The 16826-nt window shown below is 72.0% G+C and carries 16 protein-coding genes; 5 read left to right on the forward strand and 11 right to left on the reverse strand.

All coding sequences use genetic code 11. From position 1 onward, the window contains the following. Window positions 1-57: 57 nt before the first annotated feature. Complete coding sequence (locus tag ACIBAE_RS08940; protein ID WP_399283280.1) at window positions 58-1410, reverse strand: class II 3-deoxy-7-phosphoheptulonate synthase; 1353 nt, start codon at window positions 1408-1410, stop codon at window positions 58-60. Between the two features lie 95 nt (window positions 1411-1505). Here ACIBAE_RS08940 and ACIBAE_RS08945 point away from each other — a divergent pair, with 95 nt between their 5' ends. Next, window positions 1506-1562 (forward strand): trp operon leader peptide, encoded by a 57-nt coding sequence (locus tag ACIBAE_RS08945; protein WP_399283785.1) that lies wholly within the window; start codon window positions 1506-1508, stop codon window positions 1560-1562. Window positions 1563-1681: 119 nt separating this feature from the next. Next, the gene (locus tag ACIBAE_RS08950) at window positions 1682-3661 is read left to right on the forward strand and encodes an anthranilate synthase family protein (RefSeq protein WP_399283282.1); all 1980 of its coding nucleotides are present in this window, start codon (window positions 1682-1684) and stop codon (window positions 3659-3661) included. Between the two features lie 88 nt (window positions 3662-3749). On the opposite strand, the gene ACIBAE_RS08955 is transcribed toward ACIBAE_RS08950, so the two are convergent. The 4 genes from ACIBAE_RS08955 to ACIBAE_RS08970 all read right to left on the reverse strand — a co-directional run bounded on the left by ACIBAE_RS08955 (window position 3750) and on the right by ACIBAE_RS08970 (window position 7770). Further along, window positions 3750-4754, reverse strand: a complete 1005-nt coding sequence (locus ACIBAE_RS08955; protein ID WP_399283285.1) for an ATP-dependent 6-phosphofructokinase — start codon at window positions 4752-4754, stop codon at window positions 3750-3752. A gap of 153 nt (window positions 4755-4907) precedes the next feature. After that, window positions 4908-5597 (reverse strand): response regulator, encoded by a 690-nt coding sequence (locus ACIBAE_RS08960; protein WP_399283287.1) that lies wholly within the window; start codon window positions 5595-5597, stop codon window positions 4908-4910. Then, a complete protein-coding gene (macS, locus tag ACIBAE_RS08965; RefSeq protein WP_399283289.1) occupies window positions 5594-6763 on the reverse strand; it encodes a MacS family sensor histidine kinase in 1170 nt (389 codons plus the stop codon). Before macS ends, ACIBAE_RS08960 begins: the two co-directional genes overlap by 4 nt. A 275-nt stretch (window positions 6764-7038) precedes the next feature. Continuing rightward, complete coding sequence (locus ACIBAE_RS08970; RefSeq protein WP_399283290.1) at window positions 7039-7770, reverse strand: lysophospholipid acyltransferase family protein; 732 nt, start codon at window positions 7768-7770, stop codon at window positions 7039-7041. Between the two features lie 174 nt (window positions 7771-7944). Here ACIBAE_RS08970 and ACIBAE_RS08975 point away from each other — a divergent pair, with 174 nt between their 5' ends. Beyond that, a complete protein-coding gene (locus tag ACIBAE_RS08975) occupies window positions 7945-8724 on the forward strand; it encodes an alpha/beta hydrolase (RefSeq protein WP_399283292.1) in 780 nt (259 codons plus the stop codon). Further along, window positions 8717-9286: a hypothetical protein gene (locus ACIBAE_RS08980; RefSeq protein ID WP_399283293.1), complete on the forward strand. Its 570-nt coding sequence runs from the start codon at window positions 8717-8719 to the stop codon at window positions 9284-9286. Before ACIBAE_RS08975 ends, ACIBAE_RS08980 begins: the two co-directional genes overlap by 8 nt. A 69-nt stretch (window positions 9287-9355) precedes the next feature. Here ACIBAE_RS08980 and ACIBAE_RS08985 read toward each other — a convergent pair whose 3' ends face one another. The 6 genes from ACIBAE_RS08985 to ACIBAE_RS09010 all read right to left on the reverse strand — a co-directional run bounded on the left by ACIBAE_RS08985 (window position 9356) and on the right by ACIBAE_RS09010 (window position 14668). Continuing rightward, a complete protein-coding gene (locus tag ACIBAE_RS08985; RefSeq protein ID WP_399283295.1) occupies window positions 9356-10108 on the reverse strand; it encodes an endonuclease/exonuclease/phosphatase family protein in 753 nt (250 codons plus the stop codon). Window positions 10109-10368: 260 nt separating this feature from the next. Further along, complete coding sequence (locus tag ACIBAE_RS08990) at window positions 10369-11310, reverse strand: ROK family glucokinase (RefSeq protein WP_399283297.1); 942 nt, start codon at window positions 11308-11310, stop codon at window positions 10369-10371. A 66-nt stretch (window positions 11311-11376) separates the two neighbouring features. Continuing rightward, complete coding sequence (locus tag ACIBAE_RS08995) at window positions 11377-11886, reverse strand: DUF5304 domain-containing protein (protein ID WP_399283298.1); 510 nt, start codon at window positions 11884-11886, stop codon at window positions 11377-11379. Between the two features lie 123 nt (window positions 11887-12009). Beyond that, window positions 12010-13326, reverse strand: a complete 1317-nt coding sequence (locus ACIBAE_RS09000; RefSeq protein ID WP_399283300.1) for an ArsA family ATPase — start codon at window positions 13324-13326, stop codon at window positions 12010-12012. Between the two features lie 5 nt (window positions 13327-13331). After that, the gene (locus ACIBAE_RS09005; RefSeq protein WP_399283301.1) at window positions 13332-13781 is read right to left on the reverse strand and encodes an SRPBCC family protein; all 450 of its coding nucleotides are present in this window, start codon (window positions 13779-13781) and stop codon (window positions 13332-13334) included. 56 nt (window positions 13782-13837) lie between these two features. Next, complete coding sequence (locus ACIBAE_RS09010) at window positions 13838-14668, reverse strand: metallophosphoesterase (protein WP_399283787.1); 831 nt, start codon at window positions 14666-14668, stop codon at window positions 13838-13840. Between the two features lie 331 nt (window positions 14669-14999). Between ACIBAE_RS09010 and ACIBAE_RS09015 the strand changes: the two genes are divergently transcribed. Then, on the forward strand, window positions 15000-16796 hold the full coding sequence (locus ACIBAE_RS09015) for an AMP-dependent synthetase/ligase (protein WP_399283302.1): 1797 nt from the start codon (window positions 15000-15002) through the stop codon (window positions 16794-16796). Window positions 16797-16826: the final 30 nt, after the last annotated feature.

Genomic DNA, 16826 nt, shown 5'->3' on the forward strand with positions numbered 1-16826 from the left:
GGGGGTTCCGGGGGTTCCGGGGTAAGAAATTCCGGGATTCCCGCCCCCTCCCGGGTCCTACTGGTCCCGGTACATCTCGGCGACCAGGAAGGCCAGGTCCAGCGACTGGCTGCGGTTGAGCCGCGGGTCGCAGGCCGTCTCGTACCGCTGGTGCAGATCGTCGACGAAGATCTCGTCCCCGCCGCCCACGCACTCGGTGACATCGTCACCGGTCAGCTCGACATGGATACCGCCCGGGTGCGTACCGAGCCCCTTGTGGACCTCGAAGAAGCCCTTGACCTCGTCGAGCACGTCGTCGAAGCGGCGGGTCTTGTGTCCCGACGCCGCCTCGAAGGTGTTGCCGTGCATGGGGTCGGTCACCCAGGCCACCGTGGCACCGGAGGCCGTGACCTTCTCGACCAGCTCGGGAAGCTTGTCCCTGACCTTGTCGGCGCCCATCCGGACGATGAAGGTCAGCCGGCCGGGCTCCCGGTCGGGGTCGAGCCGGTCGATGTACGTGAGCGCGTCGTCGACCGTCGTCGTCGGGCCGAGCTTGATACCGATCGGGTTGTTGATCTTCGAGGCGAACTCGATGTGCGCGCCGTCCATCTGGCGGGTGCGCTCACCGATCCAGACCATGTGGCCGGAGACGTCGTACAACCGGCCCGTCCGGGAGTCGACCCGGGTCAGCGCCGACTCGTAGGCCAGCAGCAGCGCCTCGTGCGAGGAGTAGAACTCGACGGTGCGGAACTCCGCCGGGTCGGTGCCCGCTGCCTTCATGAAGTTCAGCGCGTTGTCGATCTCGCGCGCGAGCTGCTCGTAGCGCTGCCCGGACGGCGACGACTTCACGAAGTCCTGGTTCCAGGCGTGCACCTGGCGCAGGTCGGCGTAGCCGCCGGTGGTGAAGGCGCGGACCAGGTTGAGCGTCGCGGCGGACGCGTGGTACATCCGCTTGAGCCGCTCGGGGTCCGGGATCCGGTCCTTCTCGTTGAAGGCGAAACCGTTGACGGAGTCCCCACGGTACGTCGGCAGGGTCACGCCGTCGCGGGTCTCGGTGCCCTTGGAGCGCGGCTTCGAGTACTGCCCGGCGATCCGGCCGACCTTCACCACGGGCACGGACGCCGCGTAGGTGAGGACCGCGCCCATCTGGAGGAGCGTCTTCAGCTTGCTACGGATGTGATCGGCGGATACGGCGTCGAACGCCTCCGCGCAGTCACCGCCCTGGAGCAGGAATGCCTCGCCCTTGGCGACGGACGCCAGCCGGGCGCGCAGCTGGTCGCACTCCCCGGCGAAGACGAGCGGCGGATACGACTCCAGCTCGGCCACGACTCCGCTCAGGGCCTCCTGGTCCGGATACTCCGGCTGCTGGGCAGCGGGAAGACCTTGCCAGGACGGCACATGGGTGGCGGGGCTCTCAGCGTTCACTGTCACGCGCCCCAGATTACGTGGTCGCGGACAGTGGCATACGCGGCGCTCACACTCTGGAACGCGCGGCTTCACTCGTCGTATGCGCTATCGTGCCGCTCATGTTCGCGCACTCGAATCAGACCTGGTGGTGGCCGGCACATCCGGCGGCCTGCTGATTCACGCGCGCACCGCGCACCGCGAAGGCCGCCCGAGGGGCGGCCTTCGGTGTTTCCGGGTCCGGGTTTCCGGGCGGAGAAGCGGGCCGTTCCTCCCCCACCCGGAAGGAACACCACCCATGCCCGAACGCCAGTCCACCGGCGGACACCCCGACACGCTCGTCGCCAGGCTCCTGAGCGACGACTGCCCGCCCTTCGCCCTGCTGCGCCGCCGTACGCCCGGCCGCGACCACGACACCGTGGAGCTGCTGATCGGAGCCGTGCACGAGGCCGACCGGCTCGCCGCGATCCCGGCCGGGGAGCGGCCCTCGCTCGCGCTGGTGCCGTTCCGGCAGATCAGGGAGCGCGGCTTCGACGTACGGGACGACGGCACACCGCTCTCGGTGCTCGTCGCGGACGAGACGTACGAACTGCCGCTCGCGGAGCTGCTCGGCCGGCTGCCCGGCCACGAGGTACGGGTCGAGGACGGCGCCTTCGACATCGACGACGAGCGGTACGCGGAGATCGTCCGGCGGGTCGTCACGGACGAGATCGGCCGCGGCGAAGGCGCGAACTTCGTCATCAAGCGGACCTTCGAGGGCCGGATCCCCGGCTTCGGCAGGGCCGACGCCCTCGCGCTCTTCCGCCGGCTGCTCACCGGGGAGCGCGGCGCGTACTGGACCTTCGTCGTGCACACGGGCGCGCGCACCCTGGTCGGGGCCAGCCCCGAGGTGCACGTCCGGATGAGCGGCGGGACCGTCGTGATGAACCCGATCAGCGGGACCTTCCGCTATCCGCCCGAGGGGCCGACCCCGGAGGCGCTGCTCGGCTTCCTGGGCGACCGCAAGGAGACCGAGGAGCTCTCCATGGTCGTCGACGAGGAGCTGAAGATGATGTGCACCGTCGGGGACCGGGGCGGGGTGGTGATCGGCCCCCGGCTCAAGGAGATGGCGCACCTCGCGCACACCGAGTACGAGCTGCGCGGCCGGTCCTCGCTCGATGTGCGCGAGGTGCTCAGGGAGACGATGTTCGCGGCGACGGTGACCGGCTCCCCGGTCCAGAACGCGTGCCGGGTCATCGAACGCCACGAGCCCCTCGGGCGGGACGGGACCGGACGCGGCTACTACGGCGGAGCGCTCGCGCTCATCGGGCGCGACGCGGGCGGGGCGCGGACACTCGACTCGCCCATTCTGATCCGTACCGCCGACATCGACCGCGACGGAGGTCTGCGGGTCGCGGTCGGCGCCACGCTCGTACGCCACTCGGACCCGGCGGCCGAGGTGGCCGAGACCCACGCCAAGGCGGCGGGCGTACTGGCGGCGCTGGGGGTACGTCCCGGGCGCCCGCGGAACGCGGCCGGGCTTCCCCGGCTCGCCGACGACCCGAGGGTGCGGGCCGCGCTGGACGCCCGGCGGGCGGACCTCGCGCCGTTCTGGCTGAAGATGCGGACCGGTCCCGCCACCCTGGGCGGCCACGCCCTGATCGTCGACGGCGAGGACACCTTCACCGCGATGCTCGCCCATCTGCTGCGTTCCTCGGGCCTCGGGGTGACCGTACGGCGCTTCGACGAGCCGGGTCTGCGCGGGGCCGTGCGCGCGCACGAGGGGCCGGTGGTGCTGGGACCCGGCCCCGGCGATCCGGCCGACGCGGACGACCCGAAGATGCGCTCGCTGCGCGCCCTCGCCGCCGAACTGATCCGCGCCCGGCGCCATCCGCTGCTCGGCGTCTGCCTCGGCCATGAGCTGATCGCGGCCGAACTGGGCCTGGAGACCGTACGCAAGCGGGTCCCGTACCAGGGCGCGCAGACCAGGATCGACCTCTTCGGGAGCGCGGAGACGGTCGGCTTCTACAACAGCTTCACCGCGCGCTGCGACGACGCGGAGGCCCGTGAACTGGCGGCGCACGGCATCGAGGTGAGCCGCGAGGAGGAGAGCGGAGAGGTGCACGCGCTGCGGGGGGCGGGATTCGCCTCGGTGCAGTTCCACCCCGAGTCCCTCCTGACCCTCAACGGGCCGGCGATCGTGGCGGAGTTGCTCACCGGGGCGATGACCGGGACGGTGGCCGGGGCGACGGCCGGTGCCCGCGCGGAGGCCCGGTCGGCAGGCGTCGGGCAGGCCTGAAAGCAGACCGGACCCGGACGCGGTGGCCGAAGGGGCTCAGCCGGGCGGATCAGCTGGAGGCAGCGGGAGGGGCTCAGCGGGAGGGGGCTCAGCTGGACGGGCTCAGCCGACGAGGACCTCCCGCGTCCTCGTACGTGGTGCCCGGCCGGGCCGTCCCGACCGCGCCGGCGGCCTCGGTCATCGACACCCGCACGATGTCCGTCCCCCGAGGGGCGACCATCCTTCCGTACGCGCCGTCACGGACCGCGTCGATCGCGTGCTGCCCGGACCGGGTCGCCAGCCACCGGTCATGCGCGCTCGGTGCGCCACCCCGCTGCGCCGGGCCCAGGACGGTGCTCCTGGCTTCCCTGCCGGTGCGCTTCTCGATCTCCTCGGCCAGCCGTACGCCGGCGGCCCTCGGCCGGACCTCCCCGACGGGCTGCGCGCCCTCCGCGACGACGACCACCAGGGCCGACGCCTCCCCGGACCGCGAGGTCACCCAGGAGCAGACCTGATCGGTGTCGAAGCGCTCCTCCGGCAGGAGCAGGACATTCGTCCGCCCGGCCGCTCCCACGTGGGCGGCGGCCCAGTCGGCGTGACGTCCCGTCACCTCGCAGACCTGGACGCGCGCGGGGGAACCGGCGGTGGCCCGCAGCCGGCCGATCGCCTCCGTGGTGATCCCGGCCACCGTGTCGAAACCGAGCGCGCGGTCGGTCACGGACCCGTCGCCGTCGAGGGCCACGGGCACGCCGACGCAGGAGATGCCGTACTCCCGGGTGAGCCGGGCCGCCACCCCCAGGGTGTCCCGTCCACCGATCACGATCAGCGCGTCGACGCCGTACGCGGCGAGATTCTCCTTGATCCGGCGGACGCCGTCCGCCGTCCCGAGGGGGTCGGTGCGCGAGGAGCCGAGCATCGTGCCGCCGCGCGGCAGGATGCCCCGCACCGCCGCGACATCGAGCGGGACGCGGTCACCGTCGAGCACTCCACGCCACCCGTCCCGGAACCCGGTGAAGGCGAACCCGTACTGGCGGACGCCCTTGCGCACGGTGGCGCGGATCACCGCGTCGAGCCCCGGGCAGTCGCCGCCCCCGGTCAGTACTCCGACTCGCATGGAAACGCGTCCCTTCGCCGTCGGCGGACTGGTGGCGAACCCGGGCCACGGCAAAGGTGACACAGGTCACCCCGACATGGTGCGCGGAATGAACCCCTTCGCGCCAGAGGCCGGTGGGAAGTGATGAGGCCGGGTCCGCCCGAGCCAGGCCGCTCAGGCTTCGTCGAGGCCGCGCTCGATGGCGTAACGCACCAGCTCGACGCGGTTGTGCAGGTGCAGCTTACCGAGAGTGTTCTGCACGTGGTTCTGCACCGTACGGTGCGAGATGACCAACCGTTCGGCGATCTGTTTGTACGACAGTCCCTTGGCGACCAGTCGCAGCACCTCGGTCTCCCGCTCGGTCAGGCGCGGCGCCTTGGGCTCATCGGCGGCGGCCGGCGCGGGCTCCGAGGCGAGCCGGCGGTACTCCCCGAGCACCAGGCCGGCCAGGCCGGGGGTGAAGACCGGATCGCCCGCGGCCGTACGGCGCACCGCGTCGACCAGCTCTTCCGTACTGGCCGACTTGAGCAGATAACCGGTCGCGCCCGACTTCACCGCCTCCAGGACATCGGCGTGCTCCCCGCTGGCCGAGAGCACCAGGACACGCAGCCCGGGCTGAGAGCCGACCAGCTCCTTGCAGACCTGAACACCCGGCATCCCGGGCAGGTTGAGGTCCAGGACCAGTACCTCGGGCGTGGTGGCCGTGGCCCGGCGCACCGCCCCCGGGCCGTCACCGGCGGTCGCGACCACCTCGCAGCCCGCCGCGTCCAGATCCCGGGCGACGGCATCCCGCCACATCGGATGGTCGTCGACCACCATCACCCTGACCGGCCGCGCCACCGATTCCTTCAGCGCCTCGTTCATCGCTCCGCCCTCCCCCGCCCCCGCGGGACCCTCAACTCGACTTCCGTACCCTGGCCCGGCACCGAGACCAGCTCGGCCGTGCCACCCAGATCCCGCAACCGCCCACGGATCGACAGGGCGACCCCGAGCCGCCCCTCCCCCTCGGCCTGGGCCAGCCGTCCTTCCGGGATGCCGGGTCCGTCGTCCCGGACGGTCACGATCACTTCCTCCGGCCACTCCTCGACCAGGATCCAGGCGCGCGCGTCCGCACCCGCGTGCCTGCGGACATTGTCCAGCGCGGCACCGACAGCGGCGGCCAGCTCCCCGGCCGCCCCGGACGCCAGCAGCACCGGGGCGCCCGGCTCGGCGAAGGTCACCGTCGAGCCCGAGTACGGGGCGAGCAGCGACCGCAGATCGCATGACGCGGCGTCAACCGGATCGGGGCCGGGCCGTTCGGGCCCCGCGTGCGCGGAGCCGCGCGCGGCGGGCACCAGTCCGCCGGAGACCAGCGTCCGCAGAGCGATCTCCTGCTCCCCCGCCATCCGCCCCAGCTCCGCGGCCTCGCCGCCCATCGCCGTACCGCGCCGCTGCACCATCGCCAGCACCTGCAGCACGCCGTCGTGGATGTCCCGGGCCAGCCGCTCGCGCTCCCGCGTCGCGGCCTCGATCTCCAGGGCGCGGGCGAGGGTACGTTCGGAGGCGCGGGCGACCTCCACGACATACCCGATCGCGATGGAGGCGACACAGACCAGCAGGACATTGTGCAGGGTGTCCCGGCTCGGGTGGCCGCGCTCGATGAGGTTCGCGACGGCGACGAAGGAAGAGGCCACACCGGCCCAGCGCCAGCCGCCCTTGATGGCGAAGGCGAGAACGGAACCGGCGGTCCATATCGAGGGCAGGGTCGGGCTGTCGACCTGCTGGACCTGTGCGTCGGCCAGCGGTGTGAGCAGGATGCCGGTCAGCGCGACGGTGAGATCGGCGATCAGGAAGCGCCTGGTGCAGCTCGCGGTGTTCGCCACTCGGCGCAGCGTCGCGAGGGTCCAGAGCGCCAGGAAGGCGAGGAACGCGGCGGCGATCCAAGGGCGTTCATAGCGCTCGTGTCCAAAACCGAACAGCAGGACCGCGTACACCATGGTGAGAGGGCGGTAGGCACTCAACGCCCGCCACAACGGCTGCTCGACCGACACGTGGGATCCCCCCCTTTTTTGAGGCCTCGGTTCGCCTCCGGGGCGCTTTATGCCCCCGCCGACACTCGACCGTGCTCGACCCCTCGTCCCTCGGGGCCTCCGCGCGCTCTCCCTTACGGCAGCGGCGCGCCCCTTCAGCTCACCGCCCCCCTTTTTAAGGCCTCGGTTCGCCTCCGGGGCGCTTTATGCCCCCGCCGACACTCGACCGTGCTCGACCCCTCGTCCCTCGGGGCCTCCGCGCGCTCTCCCTTACGGCAGCGGCGCGCCCCTTCGGCTCACTCGGCAGGGGGTGGTGCCGCGCTTCCTGGCGCCTTGGCCTTCGCCTCTTCCGCGAGTTGGCGCTTCGCGGCCGTCGCGTAGACGTCCACGTACTCCTGGCCGGAAAGCTTCATGATCTCGTACATGACCTCGTCGGTCAGCGACCGCAGGATGAAGCGGTCGCCCTCCATGCCCTGGTAGCGGCTGAAGTCCAGCGGCTTTCCGATCCTGATCCCCGGGCGCATCAGCTTGGGGACCACCTTGCCGGGCGGCTGGATCTTCTCCGTGTCGATCATGGCGACGGGGATGACCGGAGCGCCGGTCGCGAGCGTCACCCGGGCCAGGCCGCCCGGCTTGCCCCGGTAGAGCCGGCCGTCAGGTGAGCGGGTGCCCTCCGGGTAGATACCGAAGAGTTCTCCGCCCTCCAGGACCTTGATCCCGCTCTGGATCGCCGCCTCGCCGGCACCGCGGCCACCCGAGCGGTCCACGGGCAGCTGGCCGACGCCCTTGAAGAAGGCCGCGGTGAGCTTGCCCTTGACGCCGGGCGACGTGAAGTACTCCGCCTTGGCGATGAAGGTGACCTTGCGGTCGAGTACGGCCGGGAGGAAGAACGAGTCCGAGAACGACAGATGGTTGCTCGCGAGGATCGCCGGCCCCTCGGCGGGAATGTTCTCAAGGCCCTCCACCCAGGGCCGGAAGGCAAGCTTCAGGGACCCGCCGATGGAGAACTTCATTGCGCCGTAGATCAACTCGTCTGCCTCCTCTGTGCTGTCCGACAGACCTTAACGCGTGGGCGGCGCGCGCTCCCCTTCCCTGGGGCCGACCGTGGGTCCTGACGTGGGGGCCGGACGGCTCTGGTCGGTGTCGGCCCGGTCGCGTACGGTGAAGTACACCCTTCCGAGCCTCACGAACAGGAGACCCCGGTGCCGGTCCTTCCTGGAGCCGAGCCGTACCGCCATGAGGGCGGCGAGGTCGGCGTCCTTCTCTGTCACGGATTCACCGGTTCCCCTCAATCGCTGCGCCCCTGGGCCGAGTATCTGGCCGAGCGGGGACTGACCGTGTCCCTGCCGCTGCTCCCCGGGCACGGCACACGCTGGCAGGACATGCAGCTCACCGGCTGGCAGGACTGGTACGCGGAGGTGGACAGGGCGCTGCGTGAGCTGATGGAACGCTGCTCCCAGGTCTTCGTCCTCGGGCTCTCGATGGGCGGGGCGCTGGCGCTGCGGCTCGCCGCGAAGCACGGTCCGGCGATCAGCGGGGTGGTCGTGGTCAACCCCGGGGTGAAGGTGCACGGACTGGCCGCGTACGCCCTTCCGGTGGTCCGCCATCTGGTTCCCACGACCAAGGGGCTGACGAGCGACATCGCCAAGGAGGGGAGTGCGGAGATCGGCTACGACCGGGTGCCGCTGCACGCCGCGTACTCCCTGCGGAAGTTCTTCCAGCTGGTGGACGGCGCGCTGCCGCAGGTGACGCAGCCGCTGCTGCTGCTGCACAGCCCCCAGGACCACGTCGTACCGCCCGCCGACTCGGCCCGGGTCCTCGCGCGCGTCTCGTCGACGGATGTTCGTGAGGTCCTGCTGGAACAGAGCTACCACGTGGCGACGTTGGACCATGACGCGGAGCGGATTTTCCAGGAGAGTCACGCGTTCATCGGCCGGCTCGCTCCGAGTGCCGGCAAGAAGGGGAGCACCACCGGTGGCTGAGCATGACGCGGACCGCGAGCCGCAGCCGATCGACGAGGACGCGGCGTGGGCGGCGATCGTCGCCGGATACGGCAAGGAGCCGGCGGACCCACCGGGTGCGAAGCCGTTCAAGTCGATCGACGGCCTGGCCCTGCTGGAGAGCGACCGGAACAGGACCGGCCCGGATACGGGACCGGAGCCGGCCGCCCCGGAGGAGGACCCGGACGACGCGAAGCCCGCGCTGGGCGCCTCGGTCCGCTTCGCGCCCGGGGTGGGCGGTCCGCGCGACTACCAGGTGGCGGATCCGCGCGAGGAGGATTTCGACGACGGCGACGAGGGGCATTTCGTACCGCCGGAGCCGCCGCCGCTGCCGGAGTCGGATGTGACGGCGAAGTTCGGCTGGCTCGCGGTGGTCGGCGGTCCGGTGCTGATGCTGGTCGCCGTCCTGCTCCAGTGGGACATGACGTGGTGGCTGACCACCCTGTGCATCGGCGGTTTCCTGGGTGGTTTCGCCACGCTGGTGGCGCGGATGGGTGACAGCGACGAAGAGGACGACGACCCGGGGCGCGGCGCGGTCGTCTGAGCCGTGCGCTCAGGACGCGGGCGCGTCGCTCAGGACGCGGGCACGTCGCTCAGGACGCGGGCGCGTCGCTCAGGACGCGGGCACGTGGAGGGCGGCCAGCACCGGAAGGTGATCCGTGGCCGCCCTCATGTCGTCCTCGGTGATGCCGGGCAGCCCGCGCGGGACCCCGCAGCCGAGGACCGTGATCCCCCGGGTGGCGAAGACCGCGTCGATGCGCTGACGCGGGTTCGCGGGCGTCGAGGTGTACTCGTCCCCCCAGGGCTCGGCGGTCCAGCAGTCCTGGAGGCGCTCGGCGAGCAGCCGGAAACCGGGGCCGGTGGGCCGCTCGTTCAGGTCTCCGGCCAGGATCGCGTTCGGCGTGTCCATGGTGTCCAGCTGGTCGAGTGCCATTCCCGCCTGTGCGAACCGTTCATCGGCGCGCAGGCTCAGATGACAACTGAGCAGGCCGACCCTGGCCCGCCCGAACCGTACGACCGCCGTCGCGAAGCCGCGCCGGTGCAGGCCGGGGGTGAGCGGAAGCAGGATGTCCTCGGTGCGCTCCACCGTGGCGCGCATCGAACAGAGCAGCATGGGTCCGGCGGCGGGGGCTCCGCCGCTCAGCACCACGAGGCCGGTACGGGCCGCCAGCCGGGCGGCGGGCTTGCGCCAGCGGAAGAACCGGGGCGCTTCCTGGATGAAGACCAGATCGGGTGCGCAGGCGCGGATCACCCGGGCCAGCGCGTCGCGGTCGTCGCGCATCGAGCGGATGTTGTAACTGAGCACCCGGATCACGGCCGAACCGTCCGGCTCGGTACGGGAGTCGGGCAGCGGGGGCATCGCCATGCCCTCACGATACGGGAGCCGCCCTCCGGGGCCCGGCACGGCGGCCCGGAGCGTCGCCCCGCCCTTACCCGGCTGGGGCCGCCGTTACCTGGCTGCGCCCGCCCTTAGCGGGCTGGGCCCACCGTTACCTGGCTGCGCCCGCCCTTAGCGGGCTGGGCCCACCGGATCCCGCTGCGCCCGCCGTTGCCTCGCCGCGCCCGCCGGACATGGCGGTGCCCGCCGTACCCCTCGCGGGGCGCGGCGGGCACCGTCGCGGTCGGTCAGCCCTGCCTGGCGAGGTCGGCGGCTCCCACCAGCCCGGCCTCGCCGCCCAGTTGGGCCGCCAGGACCTGGGCGTGCGGACGCCATTCGCCGCCGATCAGCCAGCGCCGGAAGGACTTTCGGATCGGGTCGAGGACGAGTTCGCCCTCGTCCGAGACGCCGCCGCCGACGATGAACGCGGACGGGTCGAAGAGCGAGGCCAGGTCGGCCAGGCCCGCGCCGGCCCAACGGGCCAGCTCCCGGAAGGAGTCGACGGCCACCGGGTCACCGGCGCGGGCAGCCGCGCTGATGTGCCGGCCTTCGATGCCCTCCGCCGTGCCGTCGCCGAGGCCGAGGAGCACTTCGGCGTTCTCCGGCGTCGCGTTGGCGCGCTGGCGCGCGTACCGGACGAGGGCGCGCCCGGAGGCGTACTGCTCCCAGCAGCCCTGGCTGCCGCAGCCGCACAGCAGACCGTCGGGCACGACCCGGATGTGCCCGAACTCGGCCGCCACACCGAAGCGTCCACGGCGCAGCTTGTTGCCGATGATGATGCCGCCGCCCAGGCCCGTGCCGAGCGTGATGCAGATGACGTCCTCGTGGCCCTGCCCGGCGCCGAACTTGTACTCGCCCCAGGCGGCCGCGTTGGCGTCGTTCTCCACGACGACCGGCAGGCCGACCCGCTGCTCGACCTTGTCCTTGAGCGGTTCGTGCCGCCAGTTGATGTTCGGCGCGAAGAGGACGGTGGCGCGCTTGTCGTCGACGTAGCCGGCGGCACCGATGCCGACGGCTTCGATCTGATGCCCCGCGCCGGCGCCGGAGACAGCCGCGCAGATCGCGTCGACGATGCCTTCGGCGGTCGGCGGGGTCGCCACCTTGTGCGTCTCCAGGATGGCGCCCTCTTCGTCGACCACGCCGGCCGCGATCTTCGTGCCGCCGATGTCGACGCCGATGGTGAGTCCCATGTGTCCCTCAGTTTTCGGTCGAGCCCCGCTACGGCCCAACCGTACCCGAGGGCAGGCGTACCCCCGTCAGTCCAGGTCGATATGGCCGCCCGGGCCAGGCCCTTCGTCCCGGGGATCCGTGGGGTCGCCGGGCTTCTCCGTGGCCTGTGGGGCGTCCGGGTCCGCTGACTCGTTTCCGGCCGAACCGGCCGTGGACGGCGGGGTGTCGGCGCCCTGGGTCCAGCGGCTCTCCTGGCCCTCGACGGCCGAACGGTACGCCGCCAGCAGCTCGTTGCCCGCGGCGGCGAGGTGATCAAAGACACCGGGGTTGCGCTCGATGACCGGTTCCACGGCGGCCTTGGCCTGGCCGATCAGCTGCTGTACGGCGCCCTGCGCGGCCATGCCGAAGATCGGGTTCTGCAGGGACGAGACCTTGTCGGCGACGGCGTCGACGAGCTTGCGCAGTTCCTCGGCGGCGGAGCCCGGCGGCGGGCCGTAGGAGGCGCGGCGGCGGGCCTTCTCCTCCGCGAGGTCCTCGGCCACCGCCGTGGCCCAGGCGTCCGGGTCGGCGTCGGGACGCTCGCTGGCATCGCTCATGGGGTACTCCTGCGCGTCAGTGGCAGCGGGTCTTCCGCCATGGGCAGCGGAAGGGTGCTCTCCTTCGACGGTACCCGAAGGGCCCCGGGACGTTCAGTCCGTACGCGGCGGGCCCCGGGACGTTCAGTCCGTACGCGGCCACAGCCCGGGGTCGGGGGTGAAGCGCACGCGCAGTTCCCCGTCCGTGAGGGCCGCCCCGGAGACGGTGCAGCGGCGCAGCGCGGACGGCAGGGGAACGATCCGGCGGAACGGTCCTACGGTGAGCAGGAGTTCGTCGTTCCGGCGGACGAGGCCCACATCGCTCTTGACCGCGCCGGGCAGCGGGAGGCACCAGACGAGCAGACCGTCCTCGGTCCGCTGGTCCTCGACCCGCCAGGGGTCGGGGGCGGGTCCCGGCGCCCGGTCGTCGAGTCCGGCGGCGAGTCCGGCGCTTCCGGAGGTGTCGCGGGATGCTTCCCCGGAGGTGTCGCGGGGTGCTTCCCCGGAGGTGTCGCGGGGTGCTTCCCCGGAGGTGTCGCGGGGTGCTTCCCCGGAGGTGTCGCCCGGGACGCCGCCCCGGTCCAGCTCGGTGAGGTCGTCGAGGCCGCGCGGGTCCCTGCCCAGGTGGTTCACCGGCCGCAGCGCCGTCCCCGGCGCCCACTGTTCGTGCCAGTCGTCCAGGCACGCGCGCTGCCGCGCGATCAGCGGCGCCAGCCACGGGTCGGCCGAGTGCCGGGGCAGGATCCGGTTCGGTACGAGGGTGTCGACACGCAGCCCGAACAGCGCGGCTCCGGTACGGCCGGCGCGCAGGGCCGCGGCAGCGGCGGGTCCGGGCTCCGCGACCAGCCGCAGCGTCGTCGTCCGGTCCTCGATCAGCGACTGGAGGGCGGCCAGGTCGGTGTCCCGGCGGGCGGCGGTCTCGTACAGCCACTGCGACGGCATCGGGACCCCGGCGAGCTGGGCCATCAGCGGGCGCAGGGCGCGGGCGGCCTGCCGTTCCTGGGGCAGCAGGCGGCGCAGGTAGCGGCGCAGCTGCTCGGGCAGGGCGAGTACGGCGAGGGCCTCGCGCAGCGGCGGCATGTCGACGACCAGGACGTCCCAGTCGCCGGCGGCGGCCCCGCGCAGCCCGTGCAGGAGGGCGAATTCCGCGCTGCCGGGCAGCTCGGTGAGTTCCTCGCCCTCCAGTCGGCGGGCGCCGAGGAGTTCGAGTCCGGCGGCGGCCCGTTCCTGGAAGACGAGCAGTTCGGTGCGGAAGTGTTCGCCGGAGTCCGTGCGGGCGGCCCACAGGCCGTCCCGTACCCGGGTGGGCTCCGGGCCCACCGGGGTGCCCAGGAGGTCGTCGAGGGGGTCCGCGGAGAGCAGCAGGGTGCGCCTGCCGCGCCGGGCGGCGGCCAGCGCGGTGGCCGAGGCGATGGTGGTACGGCCCGAGCCGCCGGGGCCGGTGACGAGAACCGTACGCATGCGGGTCAGGCTCCGGGGACGGACTCGACGCGCTTCTTGAGGCCCGCGAGGGCGCGGTCGATGATGACCTTCTCCGCCTTGCGCTTGATCATGCCGAGCATCGGGATCTTGACGTCGACGGTGAGGCGGTAGGTGACCTCGGTGCGGTCGCCGCCGGTGCCGACGGGCGCGAGGAGGTAGGAGCCGTCCAGGGAGCGCAGCATCGCGGACTTCACCAGCGTCCAGCTGACCTCGTCGTCGGTCCAGGTGTACGCGAGGGTGTGGTCGTCCTTGATCGCTCCGGCGTCGAGCACCAGCCGGACCTGCTCGGCGCGGCCCTGGGCGTCGGTGGAGAGCACCTCGGCCTCCTTCACCTCGCCGGTCCACTCCGGGTAGCGGGCGAAGTCGGCGATCACGCCCATGACGTCGGCCGGTGCCGCCTCGATCGTGATGCTCGAACTGGTGTGTTCCGCCATCGCCGTGCTCCTCAGGTGCTGGGTACGCGGTGAGCAGGCTATCGCGAGTGCGCCGGTCACCATTCCAGGACCCAGGGCCGCCCGGTCGAGGCGAAGTGGCCGACGTTCACGCACTCCGTGGCGCCGACGCGGATCCGGCGGGCCAGCGGCTGGTGGACATGGCCGAAGAGGGCGTACCGCGGTTTCGTACGGCGGATGGCGTCCAGCAGGGCGCGGCTGCCGCGTTCGAAGCGGCGGGCGACGGTGTCGTACGTCAGCTCGGGCAGGTCGGGCGGGATGTGCGAGCAGAGCACGTCGACCTCGCCGAGCGCCTCCACCTTGGCGGCGTACTCCTCGTCGGAGATCTCGTACGGGGTGCGCATGGGCGTGCGCAGCCCGCCGCCGACGAAGCCGAAGACCCGGCCGCCGATCTCGACGCGTTCGCCGTCGAGGACGGTGGTGCCGGGGCCCGCGTACTCCGGCCAGAGCGCCGGGATGTCGACATTTCCGTAGGTGGCGTACGTGGGGGTGGGGAAGGCGGCGAACATCTCGGCGTACTGGCGCCGCACCGCGTCCTCGATGGCGGCGGCCCTGCCATCCCTGCCACCTCTGTCACCCCTGTCACCACTGCCACCCCTGTCACCACTGCCGGCTCCGTCCAGGTCGAGGCTCTCCCAGAGCGCGGCGCCGAAGGCCCGGGCCTCGTCGAAACGGCGCGCGGTGCGCAGTTCCACGAGGCGGTCGGCGTTCCCGGCGCCGAAGAGGTCGGGAAAAATGCCGCGCGAGTGATCCGCGTAGTCCAGGAAGAGGACGAGATCGCCGAGGCAGACGAGGGCGTCGGCGCCGTCACCCGCCGTCCGCAGAGCCGCCGCGTTCCCGTGCACATCGCTGATCACGTTGACTCGCATACCTGGCATGCCGATCACCCTAGGACGTGCGTGTCGCGAAAGCAGCGCCGTCCCCTTACCCGGTGGAGATTCGGTAGAGGTAGCCGGACCTGCGGTTACTTCCGCGCTGTCAGAGGTGTGGACTACTGTGCGCGAAGTACCGCCAAAAGGTGTGACGGGGGGAACATCCGGTCCGAACCCCCTACCCGAGCCAGTACCGATGGGTAACGTCCGGGCAGTCCGTTCACCTCCGGCGGCGGCCCGGCAACAGCCCCGCAGCAGTCCCGACAGCAGTCCGGTCACCGTCCCGTCACAGAGCCCTGGCGCCGGAGCCCGATGAGGAGCAGCAGTCTTGCGCGAGTTCAGTCTTCCGGCCCTGTACGAGGTCCCCTCGGACGGCAATCTGACGGATCTCATCCGCCGCAATGCCGCTCAGCACCCCGATGTGGCGGTCCTCGGCCGCAAAGTGGCCGGTGTCTGGACGGATGTCACCGCCACCCAGTTCCTCGCCGAGGTGCGGGCCGCGGCCAAGGGCCTGATCGCGGCGGGCATCCGGCCCGGCGACCGGGTCGCGCTGATGTCCCGTACCCGCTTCGAGTGGGTGCTGCTGGACTTCGCCATCTGGAGCGCCGGCGCGATCACCGTGCCGGTGTACGAGACCAGCTCGCCCGAGCAGGTGCAGTGGATCCTGGGCGACTCCGGCGCGGTCGCCGTGATCGTGGAGAGCGAGGCGCACGCCGCCACGGTGGCGTCGGTGCGCCCGGGGCTGCCCACGTTGCGGGACGTCTGGCGGATCGACCAGGGCGGCGTCGAGGAGCTGACCACCGCGGGCGCGGAGGTCACGGAAGCCACGGTGGACGAGCGCGCCGCGTCCGCGAAGGCCGACGACCCGGCGACGATCGTCTACACCTCGGGGACCACCGGCCGTCCCAAGGGCTGCGTGCTGACCCACCGCAGCTTCTTCGCGGAGGTCGGCAACGCGGTGGAACGGCTGAGGCCCCTCTTCCGCACCGGGGAGTGCTCCGTCCTGCTCTTCCTCCCCGCCGCGCACGTCTTCGGACGGCTGGTCGAGGTGGCGGCCGTGATGGCGCCGATCAAGCTCGGCTGCGTACCCGACGTCAAGGACCTCACCACGGAACTGGCCGCGTTCCGGCCGACGCTGATCCTCGGAGTGCCGCGCGTCTTCGAGAAGGTCTACAACTCGGCGCGCGCCAAGGCCCAGGCCGACGGCAAGGGCCGGATCTTCGACCGGGCCGCACACACCGCGATCGCGTACAGCCGCGCGCTGTCCACCGTGCGGGGCCCCTCCCTCGGCCTGCGGATCCAGCACAAGATCTTCGACAGGCTCGTCTACCGCAAACTGCGGGCGGTGCTGGGCGGGCGCGGGGAGTACGCGATCTCCGGGGGCGCCCCGCTGGGCGAGCGGCTCGGGCACTTCTACCGGGGCATCGGCTTCACGGTGCTGGAGGGGTACGGCCTCACCGAGTCCTGCGGGGCCAGCGCCTTCAACCCGTGGGACCGGCAGAAGATCGGCACGGTCGGGCAGCCGCTGCCGGGGTCCGTGATCCGGATCGCGGACGACGGCGAGGTGCTGCTGCACGGGGAGCACCTGTTCACGGGGTACTGGAACAACGAGGAGGCGACCGCCGAGGCGCTGGCCGACGGCTGGTTCCACACCGGTGACATCGGCACGCTCGACGAGGACGGCTATCTGGCGATCACCGGCCGGAAGAAGGAGATCCTGGTGACCGCCGGGGGCAAGAATGTCGCCCCCGCCGTGATCGAGGACCGTATCCGGGCGCACGCGCTGGTCGCGGAGTGCATGGTGGTCGGCGACGGGCGGCCCTTCGTCGGTGCGCTGATCACGCTCGACGAGGAGTTCCTGGGGCGCTGGGCGGCGGAGCACGGCAAGCCGTCCGCGTCGACGGCGGCGGCCCTGCGCCGGGACGCGGATCTGCTGGCCGAGGTGCAGCGGGCGGTCGACGAGGGCAACACAGCGGTGTCCAAGGCGGAGTCCGTACGGAAGTTCCGCGTGCTCGGGGCCCAGTTCACGGAAGAGGCCGGACACATCACGCCGTCGATGAAGCTCAAGCGCAATGTGGTCGCGAAGGACTTCGCGGACGAGATCGAGGCGCTCTACCAGGCGTGACGGGGCCCCTGCGGCGGGTCCGGCGGGCTG

It is taken from the genome of Streptomyces sp. NPDC051569 (assembly GCF_044454085.1).
Lineage (GTDB): Bacteria > Actinomycetota > Actinomycetes > Streptomycetales > Streptomycetaceae > Streptomyces.

What these genes read in the sequence shown, in the direction of transcription:
- ACIBAE_RS08950 (WP_399283282.1), top strand. Translation starts at nt 1,682, where the DNA reads ATGCCCGAACGCCAGTCCACCGGCGGACACCCCGACACGCTCGTCGCC.
- ACIBAE_RS08955 (WP_399283285.1), bottom strand. Translation starts at nt 4,754, where the DNA reads ATGCGAGTCGGAGTACTGACCGGGGGCGGCGACTGCCCGGGGCTCGAC.
- ACIBAE_RS08960 (WP_399283287.1), bottom strand. Translation starts at nt 5,597, where the DNA reads ATGAACGAGGCGCTGAAGGAATCGGTGGCGCGGCCGGTCAGGGTGATG.
- ACIBAE_RS08985 (WP_399283295.1), bottom strand. Translation starts at nt 10,108, where the DNA reads ATGGCGATGCCCCCGCTGCCCGACTCCCGTACCGAGCCGGACGGTTCG.
- ACIBAE_RS08990 (WP_399283297.1), bottom strand. Translation starts at nt 11,310, where the DNA reads ATGGGACTCACCATCGGCGTCGACATCGGCGGCACGAAGATCGCGGCC.
- ACIBAE_RS08995 (WP_399283298.1), bottom strand. Translation starts at nt 11,886, where the DNA reads ATGAGCGATGCCAGCGAGCGTCCCGACGCCGACCCGGACGCCTGGGCC.
- ACIBAE_RS09000 (WP_399283300.1), bottom strand. Translation starts at nt 13,326, where the DNA reads ATGCGTACGGTTCTCGTCACCGGCCCCGGCGGCTCGGGCCGTACCACC.
- ACIBAE_RS09005 (WP_399283301.1), bottom strand. Translation starts at nt 13,781, where the DNA reads ATGGCGGAACACACCAGTTCGAGCATCACGATCGAGGCGGCACCGGCC.
- ACIBAE_RS09010 (WP_399283787.1), bottom strand. Translation starts at nt 14,668, where the DNA reads ATGCGAGTCAACGTGATCAGCGATGTGCACGGGAACGCGGCGGCTCTG.